Here is an 18,686-nt window from a genome sequence, read left to right as displayed (position 1 = left end):
CGTCTCGCGCCAGTCGCGCAGCGACCTCTCCCCGCCCCCGGCGGGCGCCCCGGCGGCCCGCGGGCCGGCGAGCACGCGACCGCGAACGCCGCGCCCGCCGCGCAGGCGTGTACGGACCGGCCCGCGCCGCAGTTCCCGTGGGGGCCGGTCGGCTTTGAGTTCGCGGAGGCCGCGGTGGCGCCCCACCCATGCGCACCCCGCGTCCCGGCGCGTCTCGCGTCCGCCGCGCAGCGACTTGTCCCCGCCCCCGGCGGGCGCCCCACTGGCCCGTGGGCCGGCGAGCACGCGACCGCGAACGCCGCGCCCGCCGCGGCCCCCGCGCGGCACCACCCCCGTAACCCCCGCGCGGCCGGGCGACCCCGCCCCGCCGCGCACCGCACAGGCAGCGAAAGGGCAGTGCGATGACCGGTCCCGACGCGGTGACCGCGACCCCCGCCGTGGGCGGGCCCGAACCCGTCGAGCCGACCCCGCACGGCCTCGGCGCCTCCCTCGCGCCGGCCGACGCGCTCGCCAAGGCCGAGGGCACGTTCCCGTACGCCGCCGACCTGTGGGCCGAGGGCCTGCTGTGGGCCGCGATCCACCGCTCCCCGCACCCGCACGCCCGCATCGTGTCGATCGACACCTCCGCGGCGCTCGACATGCCGGGCGTGCGCGCCGTCGTCACCCACGCCGACGTGCCCGGGGACGCCTGCCACGGGCGCCGGGTCGCCGACCGGCCCGTCTTCGCCAAGGACCTCGTGCGGCACCACGGCGAGCCCGTCGCCGCCGTCGCCGCCGACCACCCCGACACCGCCCGGCTCGCCGCCGCCGCGATCACCGTGGAGTACGAGGTCCTGGAGCCGGTCACCGACCCCGAGAAGGCGTTCTCGGCCGAGCCGCTCCACCCCGACGGCAACCTGATCCGCCACATCCCGCTGCGCTACGGCGACCCCGAGGCCACCGGCGAGGTGATCGTCGAGGGGCTGTACCGGATCGGACGCCAGGACCCCGCGCCCATCGGCGCCGAGGCCGGGCTCGCCGTGCCGCGCCCGGACGGCGGCGTCGAGATCTACACCGCCTCCACCGACCCGCACGCCGACCGCGACCTGGCCGCCGCCTGCTTCGCCCTCGAACCCGAGCGTGTCAAGGTCGTCGTCACCGGCGTGCCGGGGGCGACCGGCGACCGCGAGGACCCGGGCATGCAACTGCCCCTGGGCCTGCTGGCGCTGAAGACCGGCTGCCCGGTCAAGCTCGTCGCGACCCGCGAGGAATCCTTCCTGGGGCACGCCCACCGCCACCCCACCCTGCTGCGCTACCGGCACCACGCCACCGCCGAGGGCCGGCTGGTCAAGGTGGAGGCGCAGATCCTGATGGACGCCGGCGCCTACGCCGACTCCTCCGGGGAGGCGCTCGCCGCCGCCGTCGCCTTCGCCTGCGGCCCGTACGTGGTGCCGCACGCCTTCGTCGAGGGCTGGGCGGTGCGCACCAACAACCCGCCGTCGGGCCATGTGCGGGGCGAGGGCGCGATGCAGGTGTGCGCGGCGTACGAGGGCCAGATGGACAAGCTCGCCGCCAAACTGGGCCTGGACCCGGCCGAGCTGCGGCTGCGCAACGCGATGGCCACCGGCGACCTGCTGCCCACCGGGCAGACGATGACCTGCCCCGCGCCGGTCGCCGAGCTGCTGCGCGCGGTGCGGGACGCCCCGCTGCCCGCCCTGCCCAAGGACACCCCCGGTGAGGACTGGCTGCTGCCGGGCGGCCCGCACGGCGCGGGGGAGCCGAGCGCGGTGCGCCGCGGCGTGGGCTACGCGCTGGGCATGGTGCACATGCTCGGCGCGGAGGGCGCGGACGAGGTGTCCACGGCCACCGTACGGGTCAACGGCGGGGTGGCCACGGTCATCTGCGCCGCCGTGGAGACCGGCCAGGGCTTCACCACCCTGGCCCGCCAGATCGTGCAGGACACCCTCGGCATCGACGAGGTGCACGTCGCCCCCGTCGACACCGACCAGCCGCCGGCCGGGCCGGCCTGCCACGGCCGCCACACCTGGGTGTCGGGCGGCGCGGTGGAGCGGGCCGCGAAGATGGTCCGCACCCAGCTCCTCCAGCCGCTGGCCGCGAAGTTCGGCATGTCCACCGAGCTGCTGACGATCGCCGACGGCAAGATCACCTCGTACGACGGGGTGCTCAGCACCACCGTCGCCGAGACGCTGGACGGCAAGGAGCTGTGGGCCACCGCGCAGTGCCGCCCGCACCCCACCGAGCCGCTCGACGAGACGGGCCAGGGCGACGCGTTCGTGGGCGTGGCCTTCGCGGCCGTACGGGCCGTGGTGGACGTGGACATCGAGCTGGGCTCGGTGCGGGTGGTGGAGATGGCCATCGCCCAGGACGTCGGCCGGGTCCTCAACCCGCGCCAGCTCGCGGCCCGGATCGAGGCGGGCGTCACCCAGGGCGTGGGCGCGGCCCTCACCGAGAACCTGCGCACCGCGCGCGGCGTCGTGCGCCACCCCGACCTCACCGGCTACGCCCTGCCGACGGCGCTGGACGCGCCGGACATCCGCATCGTGAAGCTGGTGGAGGAGCGGGACGTGGTGGCGCCGTTCGGGGCGAAGGCGGCGAGCGCGGTGCCGGTGGTGACCTCCCCGGCGGCGGTGGCGGGCGCGGTCCGCGCCGCGACCGGCAGGCCGGTCAACCGGCTGCCCATCCGGCCGCAGTCGGCGGTGGCGGCGCCCCCGCAGATCCCCGGCCAGCGTTAGGCGCGTCGCGCGGGGTTCGACGACCTCCGGACCCCGCGGGCTTCATCCGGGCTTCCGAGGCTTTTCGAACGACCGCGACCGCGACGGCAAGAAGGAGGCAGGGCCATCTTCGAGACCAGGTTCTCCCGGGACCGGGAGCAGTGGTACATCGTCAGCGCGCCGGACGGCCATCTCGCCCACATCAGACGGCCCGACGGCAGCCTCCACGCGGCGTTCTTCGACGACGAGTCGGAGGCGCGGGGCTATGAGCTGACGCTCAACCGCGAGTACGTGCGCAGAGGGAGCTACGACTTGTAGCGCGCCCTGGAGTCCTGTGGCGGGCCCGCCGCCGGCGCCCGGGGTCAGGACGCCCGGCGCGCCCGCCCATGCATCAGGAGGCGCGGCGCGCACCCGCCGCCGCGCCTCGGGTCAGGACGCCCGGCGCGCCCGCCACTCAGGCGCGAGCACCGACCAGATCTCGATGTCCTGGCGCCGCCCCCGGTGCACATGGCTCTCCCGCAGCACGCCGTCCCGCGTCATGCCGAGCCGCCGGGCCACGGCGATGCTGGGCTCGTTGGCCGCCGAGACCCGCCACTCCACGCGGTGGATGCCCCGCTCCTCGACGGCCCAGTCGATGATCGCGGTCGCGGCCCGGGTGACCAGGCCCCTGCCCGCCGCCGCGGGCTCCAGCCAGCAGCCCGCCTCGGCGGTCCCCAGCCGGACGTCCATGGTCCGGAAGAGCACCCCGCCGACCAGCTTGCCGTCGACGCGGATGCCGTAGATCCGGCCGGCGTCGTCCGCGGCCTTCTCCGCGTACGACCGCAGGAACGCCCGGCTCGACTCCGGGTCCGTGACGACGTCCGCGAGCGCGATGTGCCGCCCGATGAAGTCCCGCCCCCGGTCCATGTGGGCCAGGAACTCCTCGGCCTGCCACGGCTCCAGCGGGCACAGCTCGGCGCCGTCGTCACCCAGGGACATCGCGAACATGGTCATCCTCCACGGCCTCGAACTCTGCGCACTCCAAGCGGTCGAAGGGTATGCGCACGCGCCGAGTCGACACCAAAGCTTTTTCCGAGCACCCCGCCGCACCCCCAATATCCGCTTATGCTTCTGTTGTGTTCGATTCTCGGCACATCAAGACCTTCCACGAGGTGGTCCGCACCGGGTCGTACTCCGCCGCGGCCCGCTCCCTCGGCTATACGCAGCCGGCCGTCAGCCAGCAGATGAAGGCCCTCGAACGCGGCGCCGGCACCCCGCTGTTCACCCGCGCCGGGCGGGGCATCCGGCTCACCGAGGCCGGGGAGATGCTGTCCCGGCACGCGGACGCCATCCTCGGCAGCCTCACCGCCGCCCAGCAGCAGATGAGCGCCTTCACCCGGCTGCGCACCGGGCGGGTACGGGTCTGCGCGTTCCCCAGCGCCAGCGCCACGCTCATCCCGGAGGCGATGGCCCGGCTGGCCGCCGACCACCCCGGCATCCGCGTCGACCTGCTGGAGAGCGAGCCGCCGGAGTCGCTGCACCGCCTGGTGCGCGGCGAGTGCGACATCACCATCGCCTTCACCTATCCGGGGATGCGGGCCGACGTGCCCGAGGAACTCGCCGAGATCCCCATGCTGGAGGACCCGCTGACCGTGCTGCTGCCGACCGGGCACCCGCTCGCCCGGCGCCGGGCCGTGCGGCTGGTGGACCTGGCGGACGAGCGCTGGATCGCCGGCTGCCCCCGGTGCCGGACCAACTTCCTGCACGCCTGCGCCGAGGCCGGCTTCGAGCCGGACATCGCCTTCACCACGGACGACAACCTCGTGGTGCAGTCCATGGTGGCGGCCGGCATCGGCGTCGCCGTCATGCCCGCGCTGGTGCTGTCGTTCCTCTGCCACCAGAAGGTGACCGGGCGGGTGGTGGAGCCGCACATTCGGCGGCGGATCTCCGCGTACGCGATCCGCGAGCATCTGCGCGTCCCGGCCACCGCGGTGGTGCTGGAGGAGCTCAAGGCGGCGGCCGCCGCCCGCGACGGCTGCTGAGCGCCTGCCTCCCGACCCGCCACTCATCCCGACCCACCACTCATAAGCCGACGTTGGCCCCGGCTCAAGAAACCGTCGTTGGACGTGATGGCTCCGGCGGCCGCACGCTGCCCGTATGACCACTCACACCGCACCCCGAGCCGCAGCCGCCCGCACCACCGAGCGCCTCGACGCGCTCGTGTCCCGGGTGCGGGAGGTGGTGCTGCGCGGCCTGCCGCCCGAGCCGACGGCGACCCTCGTCGGCGAGCGGCTGCGCCCCTTCCTGGGCGACCCCGGCCTGCTCACCCCCGAGCAGTGCGAGGGCGACCCCGACCGCTACCGCCAGCACGTCCTGCACGCCGAGGCCGACGGCAGCTTCTCCGTGGTCGCGCTGGTCTGGCTGCCCGGCCAGCGCACCTGCGTCCACGACCACGTCTCCTGGTGCGTCACCGGGGTGCACGTGGGGGAGGAGAGCGAGCGGCGCTACCGGCTGGTGCCCGGCGAGCCCACCGCCCGGCTGGTCGCCACGGAGGACGTGGTGAACCCGCGGGGCACGGTCTGCGGCTTCGCGCCCCCCGGCGACATCCACCGGGTCAGCAACTCCGGTACGGACAGGGCCGTCTCGATCCACGTCTACGGCGCGGACGTCTCCCGCCTGGGGTCGAGCATCCGGCGCGTCTACGACCTGCCGACCGACCGGTGATGGCCCTCACCCGCGACCGGGTACGCCGCCGTACCGGCGCCGGGGCGCTCGCCGCCCTCGCCGCCCACGGCGGGTCCGACAACGGGCGGACGCTCGCCCCCGGGCCCGTACGCCCGGACGGCCCCGTACGCCGCAACGGTCCCGGACTGGCCCTGGCCGCGCTCGGCGTCGCCCTGGCCTGGGCCGTGCACGCCCTGCTGCCCGGGGTGCCCGCGCTGACCGTCGCCGTGGTGCTGGGGATCGCCGCCGCCCATCTGCCCGGGGTGCGGCAGGCCGTGCGCGGCCGCTGCCGGCCGGGGCTCTCGCTGGCCGGCAAGCGGCTGATGCGCCTGGGCGTGGTGCTCCTCGGGCTCAAGCTCGGGCTCGACGACGTGCTCGGGCTCGGCTGGGCCACGGTGGCGATGGTCTTCGCCGTGGTCGCCGCCACCTTCGGCGGCACCTGGTGGCTCGGCCGCCGCATGGGGCTCCCCGGCGACCAGCCGCTGCTGGTCGCCACCGGCTACTCCATCTGCGGCGCGTCCGCGATCGGCGCGGTCAGCGGGGCGACCGGCAGCGACGAGGAGGACGTGGCGGCGTCGGTCGCGCTGGTGACGCTGTGCGGCACGCTCGCCATCGCCGTCCTGCCGCTGCTGCACCATCCGCTCGGGCTGACCGACGAACAGTTCGGGCGCTGGGTCGGCGCCAGCGTGCACGACGTCGGCCAGGTCGTCGCCACCGCACAGACCGCGGGCGGCGCCGCGCTGGGCGACGCGGTGCTGGTCAAGCTGATGCGGGTGGCCATGCTGGCGCCGCTCGTCGCGGCGGTGGCGATCGGCGTACGGAACCGGCGGCGCGCGGTGCGGGGCGAGGGCTCGGGCGCGGTCTCCGGCACGGGGGGCGCCGGAGGCGCCGGCGGCACGGGGACGAGGCCGCCGCTGGTGCCGCTGTTCGTCGTCGGCTTCCTGGCGATGACGGGCCTGCGCAGCACGGGACTGCTGCCGGCCGGGGTGCTCGACGCGGCCGGGGTCGCGCAGGAACTGCTGCTGGCCGCGGCGCTCTTCGGGCTGGGCAGCGCGGTGCACCTGCCGACGCTGGCGCGCACGGGGGCGCGGCTGGCCGCGCTCGGCCTGAGCGCGTGGGTGGTCGTCGCGGGTGTGTCGTACGGGGGTGTGCTCCTCACGGCGTGAGAGGCGCGGGTCCCGCACGCGGCCGGCCCGCCCGCCGGCGGCCCTTCCGCCCTTCCGCTCGTCCGTCGCGGCCCTTCCGCCCTTCCGCTCGTCCGTCGCGGCCCTTCCGCTCGTCCGTCGGCGGACCTAGTCCGATCGTCGGAGCGCGACCCCGTCCCGTGACAGGGGCCAAGCGTGGTTTCAGCCCTTACGCTGACGAACCATGAGCGCATCGATCGGCGAGTCCCCGCACCCCTCACGGAAGGCCGGCCCCGCCGCGGGCCCCGCCACGGCCGACGGCGGCCCCGCCCCGGCGCGCGGCGGCGGCGCCGGGGACGACGGCGCCGGCGCCCCCGCCGTGACCGGCGGCATATGGGGGCGGACCTTCCGCGCGCTGACCCTCGGCATCATCTCCGTCGTGTCCCTGCTCGCCTTCGAGGCGAGCGCCGTGAACACCGCCATGCCGGCCGCCGCCGACGGCCTCGACGGCCTCTCGCTCTACGCGTTCGCCTTCTCCGGCTACTTCACCACCAGCCTGTTCTCGATGACCCTGTCCGGCGAGTGGTGCGACCGCAAGGGCCCGCTCACCCCCCTGTTCACCGGCATCGCCGCCTTCGGGGCCGGGCTCGTGCTCTCCGGGGCCGCCCAGGACATGTGGACCTTCGTCGCCGGCCGCGCCGTCCAGGGCCTCGGCGGCGGACTGGTGATCGTGGCCCTGTACGTGGTGGTGAACCGCGCCTACCCCGAGGCGCTGCGCCCCGGCGTGCTGGCCGCCTTCTCCGCCGCGTGGGTGCTGCCCGTGATCGTCGGCCCGCTGGCGGCCGGCTCGGTCACCGAGCACCTCGGCTGGCGCTGGGTCTTCCTCGCCGTGCCCGTGCTGATCCTGCTGCCGCTCGCCGTGATGCTGCCGGCGATGCGGCGGCTCGCGGCCGCCGACCGCGCCCCGGCCGGCGACGGCACCCGTACCGGCGACGGCACCCGTACCGGCGACGGCACCCGTGCCGGCGACCGCGACCGCGCCGCGCCGATGAACCGCCGCCGGATCTTCCTCGCCCTGGGCATCGCGGCGGGCGCCGGCCTCCTCCAGTACGCCGGCCAGGACCCGCGGCCGCTGTCGCTGCTCCCGGCCGCGGCGGGGCTCGCCCTGCTCGCCCCCTGCGCGGTGCGGCTGCTGCCGCGCGGCACCTTCCGGGCCGTGCGCGGCCTGCCGTCGGTGATCCTGCTGCGCGGGCTGGCCATGGGCTCCCTCGTGGGCGCGGAGACCTTCGTACCGTTGATGCTGGTCACCGAGCGCGGCCTGTCCACCACCCTGGCCGGGCTCTCGCTCACCGGCGGCGGGCTGGCCTGGGCGCTCGGCTCGTACACCCAGAGCCGCCCGAAGCTGGAGCCCCACCGCGAGCGGCTGATGACCCTGGGCATGGTCCTGCTGGCCGTCGCGATCGCCACCGCGCCGCTGGTCCTCCTCGACGGGGTGCCGGTCTGGCTGGTCGCCGTGGTCTGGGTGGCGGCCGGCTACGGCATCGGCCTCAACATCTCCAGCGCCACCGTGCTGCTGATGAAGCTCTCCCGGCCGGAGGAGGCCGGCAGCAACTCCTCCTCGCTCCAGGTCTTCGACGCGCTCGGCAACATCCTCCTCGTCGGCCTCGGCGGGGTGCTCTTCATCGCCTTCGGCGGCGGCGCGGCGGACGTCTCCGGGGAAGGCGCGGGGGAGGGGGTCGGCGGGGGCGCCCACGGCGCCGGCGCGGCCGCGCCCGCCGCCTTCGCCGTCGTCTTCGTCGCCATGGCGGCGGTCGCCCTGCTCGCGGCCCTGGTCACCACCCGGCTGCGCCCGGCGACGAGCCCGGGGGCGAAGGGGCCGACGGCCCGCTGACCGAGCGGTCGGCGGCCCGGCGACGAAGCGGCCGCCGGCCGGCCGCGCGGACGACCGCCCGGTGTGAGCTCAGTCGCACCATCGGGCGGTCCCGGGTCGTAACCCGGGAGTGGGTACGGGGCGGCCGGTAGGCTGACGCGGTTGCCGATTCCGCCGAGATCCTGCGATCCGACGATCCCCGAGCCAGCCCGACGGAGACCGTGACTACCACCGCCGCCAGCCACCATCTCTCTCCCGCCTTCCCCGGCCGCGCCCCCTGGGGCACGGCCGGCAAGCTGCGCGCCTGGCAGCAGGGCGCGATGGACCTGTACATCCAGAAGCAGCCGCGCGACTTCCTCGCGGTCGCGACCCCGGGCGCGGGAAAGACCACCTTCGCGCTCACCCTCGCGTCCTGGCTGCTGCACCACCACGTCGTGCAGCAGGTGACGGTCGTCGCGCCGACCGAGCACCTCAAGAAGCAGTGGGCCGAGGCCGCCGCCCGGGTCGGCATCAAGCTCGACCCGGAGTACTCGGCCGGCCCGCTCGGCCGCGAGTACGACGGCGTGGCCCTCACCTACGCCGGCGTGGGCGTGCGCCCCATGCTCCACCGCAACCGCTGCGAGCAGCGCAAGACGCTCGTCATCCTGGACGAGATCCACCACGCAGGCGACTCCAAGTCCTGGGGCGAGGCGTGCCTGGAGGCGTTCGACCCGGCCACCCGGCGGCTGGCGCTCACCGGCACCCCCTTCCGCTCGGACACCAACCCCATCCCCTTCGTCCAGTACGAGGAGGGCAACGACGGCATCCGGCGCTCCGCGGCCGACTACACCTACGGCTACGGCAACGCCCTCGCCGACGGCGTCGTCCGGCCGGTCATCTTCCTCTCCTACAGCGGCAACATGCGCTGGCGCACCAAGGCGGGCGACGAGCTGGAAGCGCGGCTCGGCGAGCCGATGACCAAGGACGCCGTCTCCCAGGCGTGGCGCACCGCGCTGGACCCGCGCGGCGACTGGATGCCGAAGGTGCTGCGCGCGGCGGACCGGCGGCTGACCGAGGTCCGCAAGGCCATCCCCGACGCCGGCGGGCTGGTGATCGCCACCGACCAGGACGCGGCCCGCGCCTACGCCAAGCTGATCCGGGAGATCACCGGCGAGGGCGCGACGGTCGTCCTCTCCGACGACAGCGGCGCCTCGCAGCGCATCGACGACTTCGCCGCGAGCGACTCGCGCTGGATGGTCGCCGTCCGCATGGTGTCCGAGGGCGTGGACGTGCCCCGGCTCGCGGTCGGCGTCTACGCCACGACCATCTCCACGCCGCTGTTCTTCGCCCAGGCGGTCGGGCGCTTCGTGCGCTCCCGGCGGCGCGGCGAGACCGCGTCGGTCTTCCTGCCGACCATCCCCACCCTGCTGACCTTCGCCAACGAGATGGAGGTCGAGCGCGACCACGTGCTCGACAAGCCGAAGAAGGAGGGCGAGGAGGACCCGTACGCCGAGTCCGAGAAGGAGATGGAGGAGGCGAACCGGGAGCAGGACGAGGACACCGGCGAGCAGGACATGCTGCCCTTCGAGGCGCTGGAGTCCGACGCGGTGTTCGACCGGGTGCTCTACGACGGGGCCGAGTTCGGGATGCAGGCGCACCCCGGCAGCGAGGAGGAGCAGGACTACCTGGGCATCCCCGGGCTGCTGGAGCCGGACCAGGTCCAGCTGCTGCTCCAGAAGCGGCAGGCCCGGCAGATCGCGCACAGCCGCAAGCGGCCGGACGCGGAGGCGGACCTGCTGGAGCTGCCGGCCGAGCGCCGGCCCGTCGTCACCCACAAGGAGCTGCTCGAACTCCGCAAGGAGCTCAACACGCTGGTCGGGGCGTATGTCCACCAGAGCGGAAAGCCGCACGGGGTGATCCATACGGAGCTGCGGCGGGTGTGCGGGGGGCCGCCGACGGCGGAGGCCACGGCGGGCCAGATCCGCGAGCGCATCAAGAAGGTCCGCGAGTGGGCGACACGCATGCGGTGAGATCCGCGTGAGGGGCCGCCGGCGTGAGGCGGCCCGTACGCGGTGAGGGGCCCGTACGAGGCGCGGCCCCCGTACGCGGTGAGATCCGCGTGCGGGGGCGCTCGCCTGGGGCGACGCTCGCGCGGCGGTGGTGCCCGCGCCGGACGAACCGCGCAAACGCGGTCAGCGCTGACCGGATTCTGGACGGACCCTTCCGCTGAGCGGGACCGCTCGCTACCGTGCGTTCACCTACCCGCCCCGTGGCAGCGCCGCCGCGGAGCGCCGCCGGTGCCATGCGACCGGCGGCTCCGACGCGCGCCGTGCCGCCGGGCCGGCACCACCCCCACCGCGAGGAGCCGCCGCCACACACCCGAGAAGGGGGCGTCGTGACCGCGGAGACGTCTCAAACGCTCGACCGGGGACTGCGGGTCCTCAAGCTGCTCGCCGACACGGACCACGGTCTGACGGTCACCGAGCTCTCGACGAAGCTCGGCGTCAACCGCACCGTGGTCTACCGGCTGCTGGCCACGCTGGAGCAGCACGCCCTCGTACGCCGGGACATCGGCGGCCGCGCACGGGTGGGCCTGGGCGTGCTGCGGCTCAGCCGCCAGGTGCACCCGCTGGTGCGCGAGGCCGCGCTGCCCGCGCTGCGCTCCCTCGCCGAGGACGTCGGCGCGACCGCGCATCTGACGCTGGTCGACGGCACCGAGGCGCTGGCCGTCGCGGTCGTCGAGCCGACGTGGACGGACTACCACGTCGCGTATCGCACCGGCTTCCGGCATTCACTCGAACGAGGCGCGGCGGGGCGGGCGATCCTCGCCTCCCGCCAGGGCATGGTGGACGGCCCCGGGTTCGTGCTCACCCATGGCGAGCTGGAGACGGGGGCGAGCGGCGCGGCGGCGCCGCTGCTCGGCGTGAGCGGCATCGAGGGCAGCGTGGGCGTGGTGATGCTCGCGGACTCGGTCCCGGAACGGGTCGGATCGCGGGTGGTGGACGCGGCGCGCGAGGTCTCCGAGGCGCTGCGCTGAGCACCCGGGCCGAACCCGGGCCCGCGCCCGGCACCCGGCCCCGACACCGGCCCGGACCTCGTCCGACACCCGGCCCGGGCGGCGTGCGGGGCCGGGCTCTGAACTACATTGGCCGGGTGCTCTCCCGTCTCAAGCGCCTCTCCCGTGGCCGCCTGCTCGCGGTCTGTGCCGTGCCCGTCGTCGCCCTGTTCGCGGTGGCGGGGCTCGCGCCCCTGCCGTTCGCCCTGGCCCAGCCGGGCCAGACCGCCGATGTGCTGGGCGAGGACCGGGGGGAGCAGGTGATCACCGTGTCCGGGGCGGACACCCGGCCCACCTCCGGAAAGCTGCTGATGACGGCGATCGCCGCGACCGCCCCCAGCGTCCCCGTGCGGCTGGGCGACGTCGTCGACGGCTGGTTCGCCGACGACCGGGCCGTGCTGCCGCTCGACTCGGTGTATCCGGTGGGGGACTCCACCAAGGAGATCAGCGAGCACAACGCGGCGGAGATGCGCAAGTCCCAGGACACCGCCACCCGGGCCGCGCTGGGCCACCTGCGCCGCTCGCCCGACGATGTCAAGGTGACCCTGCGGCTGGCCCATGTGGGCGGCCCGAGCGCGGGGCTGATGTTCTCCCTCGGCATCATCGACAAGCTGGTCGGCGACGGCAGCGGCGGCGACCTCACCGGCGGTCTGACCATCGCCGGCACCGGCACCATCACCCCGGACGGGAAGGTCGGCCCGGTCGGTGGCGTGCCGCTCAAGACGCAGGCCGCCAAGCGCGACGGCGCGACCGTCTTCCTGGTGCCCAAGGGCGAGTGCGCGGAGGCCGCGGCCGAACTGCCCGACGGGCTGCGGCTGATCCCCGTCACCACGCTGCCGCAGACGCTGGACGCGCTCAAGGCGCTGCGCTCCGGCGGCGAGGTGCCCACCTGCTGAGAGCGGGTTCGAGAACGGCTTCCCCAGCTCCGCAACGGACCCCGGTGGGGAGCGCCGGTGCCCCGGATGGTTCCATGCCGTCTCGTGAGCCATGATCCGCCGCAGTACCCGCCCGGGCCTCAGGGCCCGTACCCGCCGTACGGGCCCCACGCGTTCGGGCCGGACCCGGCCCTCGTCGGCGGTGTGGGCCTGCGGCTGCTGGCGCGGCTGCTCGACGGCGTGTTCCTCCTCGTGCTGCTGTGCGTCCTCGGCGTGCCGATGGTGATGCTGGCGAGCCTGGCGGAGTCGGGCAGCGGGACGCGGACGGCCGTCAGCGTCGCCTGCGTGGTGCTGATCATGGTGGTGTCGCTGGCGTACGAGCCGTGGGCGACCGCCCGGTACGGCCGCACGCTGGGCAAGCGGCTGTGCAAGCTGCGGGTGGCGCGCATCGAGGACGGCGGGAACCTCTCGCACGGCCGGGCCTGGGGGCGGTCGCTGGTCGGCGTGCTGATCAACAACGCGGCGTGCGTGCCGATCGATTCGATGTGGTGCCTGTGGGACCAGCCGTACCGGCAGTGCCTCCACGACAAGGTGGTCCGCTCGGTCGTCGTCAGGACCGACTGACGTCCCTCGCCGGCGGGCGGCCCGGTCAGCGGCCGGCCTTGATGAAGCCCTCCTTCACCAGCCAGTCCTTGGCCACCTCGTGCGGGTCCTCGCCGCGCACGTCCACCCGCGCGTTGAGCTCGCGCGCCACCTCGGTCGTCAGCCGCCGGGTGATGGGGTCGAGCACCTCGCGCATCGCCGGGTGCCGCTCCACCGCCGCGGCGTGCAGCTCGGGCGCGGCGTTGTAGTTGGGGAAGAAGCGCTTGTCGTCCTCCAGCACGGTCAGCCCCATCTCCTTGATGCGGCCGTCGGTGGTGAACACCTCGCCCAGCACGCAGGACCCGCCGCCCGACACCTGGGTGTAGATGATGCCGCTGTCCATCTTGCGGATGTTGCCCGAGGGCACGGTGAAGCCGTAGGCCTTCTGCAGGCCGGGCAGCCCGTCGTCGCGGGCGGCGAACTCCGTCTCCACGCAGACGGTGACCGCGCCCGGGTCCCGCTCGGCCAGCCGTGCCACGTCCGACAGCGTCCGCAGCCCGTACTTGGCGGCGTTGGCCGCGTTGACGGCCAGGGCGTACGTGTTGTCGAGCGAGGCGGGCGGCAGCCAGACGATGCCGTTGCGGGCGTCGGCGTCCCGTACGAGCTCCCACTGGCGCCGCGGGTCGTCGACCGGCTCGGTGTTGCCGAGGTACGTGATCCACGCGGTGCCCGTGTACTCGTACATCGCGTCCGCCGCGCCGGACCGGATCGCCTCCCGGGCCCCGATGGAGCCCTGGATGTTGGTGCGGTCCAGCACCTCGGCGCCGGCGGCCTTGAACGCCAGCCCCATCATCTGGCCGAGGATGATCTGCTCGGTGAACTGCTTGGAGGTCACCGTCAGATCGGCCCCCTCCAGCGGGCGGCCCTGCCCGATGGAGCCGGGCTCCACGTCGTCCACCATCGGGCTGCCGCTGCGCAGCCCGCAGCCGCCCAGCGCGGCCGAGCCGAGCAGCAGCAGCGCCCCGACGCCCGTGGCCACGGTCCGCGTCCAGCGCATCTCAGCCCACCTCCAGGCCGCGCGGCCGCAGCATCACCTCGGCGAGCGAGGCCAGCCAGTCCACCAGCAGCGCCAGCGCCACGGTCAGCACGGAGCCCAGCACCAGGACCGGCATCCGCTGGTTGGTGATGCCGGAGGCGATCAGGTCGCCCAGCCCGCCGCCGCCCCCGAAGGTGGCCAGCGTGGCGGTGCCGACGTTCAGCACCAGCGCCGTGCGCACCCCGGCGAGGATCAGCGGCACGGCGAGTGGCAGTTCGACCCGGAGCAGCACCCCGGTGGCCGACATGCCGATGCCCCGGGCGGCCTCGATGAGCGTCGGGTCGATGGCCCGCAGCCCGGCGACGGTGTTGCTGAGCACGGGCAGCACGGCGTAGGCGACCATGCCGATCAGCGCGGCCCGGCGGCCGATGCCCAGCCAGATGACCAGCAGGGCCAGCAGCCCCAGCGCCGGGGTGGCCTGGCCGATGTTGGCCAGCGCCAGCACCGGCGGCCCGGCCCGGCGCAGCGCGCCCCGGGTGAGGGCGATGCCCAGCGGAATGGCGATGATCAGCACGAAGAAGGTGGAGACGGCCGTCAGCAGGACGTGCTGCCACAGGGCGACGGGGACGGTGTCGCCCTGGAGGGAGTTGCGGGCGATGGAGTCCAGATGGACGTTGCTCAGCCAGATGAAGGTGGCGGCGAGCGCCACGAGGAGCAGCAGCGGGATGGTCACCAGCCGCTGCCACCCCAGGCGGGTGGTGCGCTGGTGCGGCGCGACGGGGCCGCGCTCCACGTCGTCGGTGAGCTCCGCCGCGCTGTCCCGGCCGCCGCCGATCATGGCAGCTCCTCCCGGGGCTCGTCCGGCCCGCCCGGCGGCTCGGCGGCCCGCTCCGTGGACTGCCCGGGCGACGGCGTCGGCGACGGCGACGGCGACGAGCCGGCGGCGGCCTCCTCGTCCGGCTGCTCGACGGCCATCAGCCGGTCCGCCTCCAGCAGTTCGTGCACGGAGTTCAGCAGCGTCTCCATGTCCACCACGCCGATGTACTCGCCGCGCCGCCCGGTCACCGCGACCCGGCCGCTGCTGTCGGTGAGCACCGCCTCCAGCGCGTCGCGCAGGGTGGCGTCCCGGGTGACGGTGTCGTGGATGAGGGTGCCCGCGCGGGCCAGGGACCCCTTGGCCCGCATCAGGTCGCCGCGCCGCAGCCACTTGTACGGGCGGCCCCGCCGGTCGAGCAGCAGCAGTTCCGTGCCGGCGCCGGAGCGGAGCCGGGCGAGGATGGTCTCCAGGGGGTCGTCGACCGTCACGGTCGTCAGCTGGCCGATCTCCACGTCCCGCACCCGGGTGAGGTTGAGCCGCTTGAGCGCGGCGCCGGCGCCCACGAAGCCCGCGACGAAGTCGTCCGCGGGGTTGGTGAGGATGGCCTCGGGCGTGTCGAACTGGGCGATGTGCGACTGCTCGCGCAGCACCGCGATCCGGTCGCCGAGCTTGATGGCCTCGTCGAAGTCGTGGGTCACGAAGACGATGGTCTTGTGGAGCTCGTGCTGGAGCCGGATCAGCTCGTCCTGGAGGTGGTCCCGGGTGATCGGGTCGACGGCGCCGAAGGGCTCGTCCATCAGCAGCACCGGCGGGTCGGCGGCGAGGGCCCGCGCCACGCCGACGCGCTGCTGCTGGCCGCCGGAGAGCTGGCGCGGATAGCGGCCGTGGAAGTCGCGCGGGTCGAGCCCCACCAGGTCGAGCATCTCCTCCACCCGGTCGCGGACGCGCGCCTTGGACCAGCCGACCATCCGGGGGACGAGCGCGATGTTCTCCGCCACCGTCATATGGGGGAACAGCCCCGACGCCTGGATGGCGTAGCCGATCTTGCGACGGAGCTTCACCGGGTCCATGTCGGTGACGTCCTCGTCGTCGATGCGGATGCGGCCCGAGCTGGGCTCGATCAGCCGGTTGATCATCTTGAGGGTGGTGCTCTTGCCGCAGCCGGACGGCCCGACGAACACCACCAGCTCGCCCGCCTCGATCTCCATGGAGACGCTGTCGACGGCGGGCACGGGGTTGCCGGGGTAGCGCTTGGTGAGGTTCTCCAGCCGGATGGTGGCGCCGGTGACCGGGGTGGGCGCGGCGGGCGCGCCCGTTCCGGCCGCCTCTCCGGGCCCGGCGGAACCGGTGGGACCGTTGGACCCGGCGGGACCGGTGGAACCGGCGGACGGCGTGGGCTCGATCGGATCAGGCACGAATCCCCCTGGAGATCGTGAGACGGCCGATGAGCACGTACACCGCGTCGAACAGCAGCGCGAGCACCACGATCCCGAGCGTCCCGGAGAGCACCTCGTTGAGCGCGTTGGCGCTGCCCAGGCTGGAGATCCCGCGGAAGATCTGGTTCCCCAGCCCCGGGCCCGAGGCGAAGGCCGCGATCGCCGCGATGCCCATGAGCATCTGGGTGGCCACCCGGATGCCGGTGAGGATCGGCGGCCAGGCCAGCGGCAGCTCGATCCGCAGCAGCTGGGCCGCGCGGGACATCCCGATCCCGCGCGCGGCCTCCACCAGCGCGGGGTCGACCCCGCGCAGCCCGACGACGGCGTTGCGGACGATGGGCAGCAGCCCGTACAGCACCAGCGCGATGACCGTCGGGGCCACGCCCAGGCCGACGATCGGCACCAGCAGGCCGATGAGCGCCAGCGAGGGAATGGTGAGGATGGTCGCCGTCGTGGTGACGGCGAGGGCGCCGGCCCACTCCCGGCGATAGGTCGCCACCCCGATCAGCACCCCGAGCACGGTGGCGGCGACCATGCACTGGAAGACCGCGCTGGCGTGCTGATACGCGTCGATCAGCAGTTGCTCGTGGCGGTTGCCGAGATACTTCCAGAAGCCCATGGAAGCCCTCCTGCCGGTGCGGAGCGGGCCCCCGGGCGGGGGCCGGTCTCCTCGCGGGCACGGCGTCGGTCGGCGGCGCCCCGGTCAGCGGCGGTCCCCGGCCGCCTGCCGCACCAGCGGAATGATCCGGAGCGGCACCGGATTCTCCATCACGATGGCCGTCGAGGCCCGCACGATGCCATCAAAACCCACAACCCGGTCGATCACACGTTGAAGGTCGGCGTTGGAGCGGGCCACGAGCCGGCACAGCATGTCGCCGTGGCCCGTGGTGGTGTGCAGCTCCAGCACCTCCGGCACACCCGCCAAGTGCGCCCGGATGGCGGCCCCTTGGCCCTGTTTGATCTCCAGCGTGGCGAAGGCCGTCACGGGGTAGCCGAGCGCCGCCGGGTCCACCTCCGGGCCGAAGCCGCGGATCACCCCATTGGCCTGCAATCTGTCCAGCCGGGCCTGCACCGTGCCCCGGGCCACCCCGAGCCGGCGGGACGCCTCCAGCACCCCGATCCGCGGTTCCTCGGCCAGCAGTTCGATCAGTCGCCCGTCCAGCTCGTCGATCCCCATGGGCCGCCTCTCGATGGTCATCCTGTACAGATCGCCCGGTGTTACGCGCGGTTCGCCGGACAGATTGCCCAGTGGATGAACAAACTATTGCGCACCTTGTGGATGGGAGGGAGTCTGCGGTCATGACGGAGACCATCGATCACACCCAGAGCACGGCACGGCAGGCGGACCCGTTCCCGGTGAAGGGGATGGACGCGGTCGTCTTCGCCGTCGGCAACGCCAAGCAGGCCGCCCACTACTACTCCACCGCCTTCGGCATGAAGCGCGTCGCCTACTCCGGGCCGGAGAACGGCAACCGGGAGACCGCGAGCTATGTGCTGGAGTCCGGCAGCGCCCGCTTCGTCCTCACCACGGTGATCAAGCCCACCACCGAGCGTGGCCGGTTCCTGGCCGAGCACGTGGCCGAGCACGGCGACGGCGTGGTGGACCTGGCCATCGAGGTGCCGGACGCCCGGGCCGCGTACGCCTACGCGGTCGAGCACGGCGCCACCGGCCTGGAGGAGCCGTACGAGCTGAAGGACGAGCACGGCACGGTGGTGCTCGCCGCCATCGCCACCTACGGCAAGACCCGGCACACGCTCGTCGAGCGCGGCGGCTACAGCGGCCCCTATCTGCCCGGCTTCGTCGCCGCCGACCCGATCGTCGAGCCCGGCCCGCGCCGCTTCCAGGCCATCGACCACTGCGTGGGCAACGTCGAGCTCGGCAGGATGGACGAGTGGGTCGCGTTCTACAACAACGTCATGGGCTTCACCAACATGAAGGAGTTCGTGGGCGACGACATCGCCACCGAGTACTCCGCGCTGATGTCCAAGGTCGTGGCGGACGGCACCCGCAAGGTGAAGTTCCCGCTCAACGAGCCCGCCATCGCCAAGAAGAAGTCCCAGATCGACGAGTACCTGGAGTTCTACGGCGGCCCGGGCGTCCAGCACATCGCGCTCGCCACCAATGACATCGTGGCCACCGTGCGGGCCATGCGGGACGCGGGCGTCCAGTTCCTCGACACCCCCGACTCGTACTACGACACCCTCGGCGAGTGGGTCGGCGACACCCGGGTGCCGATCGAGACGCTGCGCGAGCTGAAGATCCTCGCCGACCGCGACGAGGACGGCTATCTGCTGCAGATCTTCACCAAGCCGGTGCAGGACCGGCCGACGGTGTTCTTCGAGATGATCGAGCGCCATGGCTCGATGGGCTTCGGCAAGGGCAACTTCAAGGCCCTCTTCGAGGCGATCGAGCGCGAGCAGGCCAAGCGCGGCAACCTCTGACGCGCGGGCCGACGCCGGGCGGGCCCCCCCTGACCCGGCCCCCCCCGCGGCCGCGC

General features: G+C 74.2%; 16 protein-coding genes. 10 read left to right on the top strand and 6 right to left on the bottom strand.

All coding sequences use genetic code 11. The annotated features are described in order from the left end of the window. The first annotated feature begins 401 nt into the window (after window positions 1-401). Complete coding sequence (locus ACSNOD_RS15580) at window positions 402-2,732, top strand: xanthine dehydrogenase family protein molybdopterin-binding subunit (protein ID WP_436767521.1); 2,331 nt, start codon at window positions 402-404, stop codon at window positions 2,730-2,732. Window positions 2,733-3,140: 408 nt separating this feature from the next. Here ACSNOD_RS15580 and ACSNOD_RS15575 read toward each other — a convergent pair whose 3' ends face one another. After that, entirely contained in the window at window positions 3,141-3,698 is a 558-nt protein-coding gene (locus ACSNOD_RS15575; protein WP_436767520.1) for a GNAT family N-acetyltransferase, read from the bottom strand. A gap of 128 nt (window positions 3,699-3,826) precedes the next feature. On the opposite strand from ACSNOD_RS15575, the gene ACSNOD_RS15570 reads away from it, so the two are divergent. The 8 genes from ACSNOD_RS15570 to ACSNOD_RS15535 all read left to right on the top strand — a co-directional run bounded on the left by ACSNOD_RS15570 (window position 3,827) and on the right by ACSNOD_RS15535 (window position 12,941). Beyond that, the gene (locus ACSNOD_RS15570; protein ID WP_436767519.1) at window positions 3,827-4,732 is read left to right on the top strand and encodes a LysR family transcriptional regulator; all 906 of its coding nucleotides are present in this window, start codon (window positions 3,827-3,829) and stop codon (window positions 4,730-4,732) included. Window positions 4,733-4,847: 115 nt separating this feature from the next. Continuing rightward, window positions 4,848-5,414 (top strand): cysteine dioxygenase, encoded by a 567-nt coding sequence (locus ACSNOD_RS15565; RefSeq protein ID WP_436767518.1) that lies wholly within the window; start codon window positions 4,848-4,850, stop codon window positions 5,412-5,414. Beyond that, complete coding sequence (locus ACSNOD_RS15560; RefSeq protein ID WP_436767517.1) at window positions 5,414-6,580, top strand: YeiH family protein; 1,167 nt, start codon at window positions 5,414-5,416, stop codon at window positions 6,578-6,580. The genes ACSNOD_RS15565 and ACSNOD_RS15560 overlap by 1 nt, the downstream gene beginning before the upstream one ends. 202 nt (window positions 6,581-6,782) lie before the next feature. Continuing rightward, window positions 6,783-8,429 (top strand): MFS transporter, encoded by a 1,647-nt coding sequence (locus ACSNOD_RS15555; RefSeq protein WP_436767516.1) that lies wholly within the window; start codon window positions 6,783-6,785, stop codon window positions 8,427-8,429. A 200-nt stretch (window positions 8,430-8,629) separates the two neighbouring features. Further along, entirely contained in the window at window positions 8,630-10,417 is a 1,788-nt protein-coding gene (locus ACSNOD_RS15550) for a DEAD/DEAH box helicase (RefSeq protein WP_436767515.1), read from the top strand. A gap of 365 nt (window positions 10,418-10,782) precedes the next feature. Beyond that, complete coding sequence (locus ACSNOD_RS15545) at window positions 10,783-11,424, top strand: IclR family transcriptional regulator (protein ID WP_436767514.1); 642 nt, start codon at window positions 10,783-10,785, stop codon at window positions 11,422-11,424. A 116-nt stretch (window positions 11,425-11,540) separates the two neighbouring features. Further along, window positions 11,541-12,338, top strand: a complete 798-nt coding sequence (locus tag ACSNOD_RS15540) for a S16 family serine protease (protein ID WP_436767513.1) — start codon at window positions 11,541-11,543, stop codon at window positions 12,336-12,338. An 84-nt stretch (window positions 12,339-12,422) separates the two neighbouring features. After that, a complete protein-coding gene (locus ACSNOD_RS15535; RefSeq protein ID WP_436767512.1) occupies window positions 12,423-12,941 on the top strand; it encodes an RDD family protein in 519 nt (172 codons plus the stop codon). 25 nt (window positions 12,942-12,966) lie between these two features. Here the strand turns inward: ACSNOD_RS15535 and ACSNOD_RS15530 are convergent, their stop codons facing one another. From ACSNOD_RS15530 to ACSNOD_RS15510, 5 genes are all read right to left on the bottom strand, one after another. After that, window positions 12,967-13,956, bottom strand: coding sequence for a glycine betaine ABC transporter substrate-binding protein (locus tag ACSNOD_RS15530; protein WP_436767511.1), 990 nt, complete (start codon window positions 13,954-13,956; stop codon window positions 12,967-12,969). Between the two features lies 1 nt (window position 13,957). Further along, complete coding sequence (locus ACSNOD_RS15525; protein ID WP_436767510.1) at window positions 13,958-14,773, bottom strand: ABC transporter permease; 816 nt, start codon at window positions 14,771-14,773, stop codon at window positions 13,958-13,960. After that, a complete protein-coding gene (locus ACSNOD_RS15520) occupies window positions 14,770-16,026 on the bottom strand; it encodes a betaine/proline/choline family ABC transporter ATP-binding protein (protein WP_436767523.1) in 1,257 nt (418 codons plus the stop codon). The genes ACSNOD_RS15525 and ACSNOD_RS15520 overlap by 4 nt, the downstream gene beginning before the upstream one ends. 133 nt (window positions 16,027-16,159) lie before the next feature. Further along, window positions 16,160-16,807 (bottom strand): ABC transporter permease, encoded by a 648-nt coding sequence (locus ACSNOD_RS15515; RefSeq protein WP_436767509.1) that lies wholly within the window; start codon window positions 16,805-16,807, stop codon window positions 16,160-16,162. A gap of 84 nt (window positions 16,808-16,891) precedes the next feature. Then, entirely contained in the window at window positions 16,892-17,365 is a 474-nt protein-coding gene (locus ACSNOD_RS15510) for an Lrp/AsnC family transcriptional regulator (RefSeq protein WP_436767522.1), read from the bottom strand. A gap of 122 nt (window positions 17,366-17,487) precedes the next feature. Here ACSNOD_RS15510 and hppD point away from each other — a divergent pair, with 122 nt between their 5' ends. Next, window positions 17,488-18,630: a 4-hydroxyphenylpyruvate dioxygenase gene (gene hppD / locus ACSNOD_RS15505; RefSeq protein WP_436767508.1), complete on the top strand. Its 1,143-nt coding sequence runs from the start codon at window positions 17,488-17,490 to the stop codon at window positions 18,628-18,630. The last annotated feature ends 56 nt before the right edge of the window (window positions 18,631-18,686 follow it).

It is taken from the genome of Streptomyces sp. URMC 123 (assembly GCF_051386515.1).
In the GTDB taxonomy this organism is placed as follows: domain Bacteria; phylum Actinomycetota; class Actinomycetes; order Streptomycetales; family Streptomycetaceae; genus Streptomyces.
This window is presented reverse-complemented; position numbering and strand designations above follow the sequence as displayed.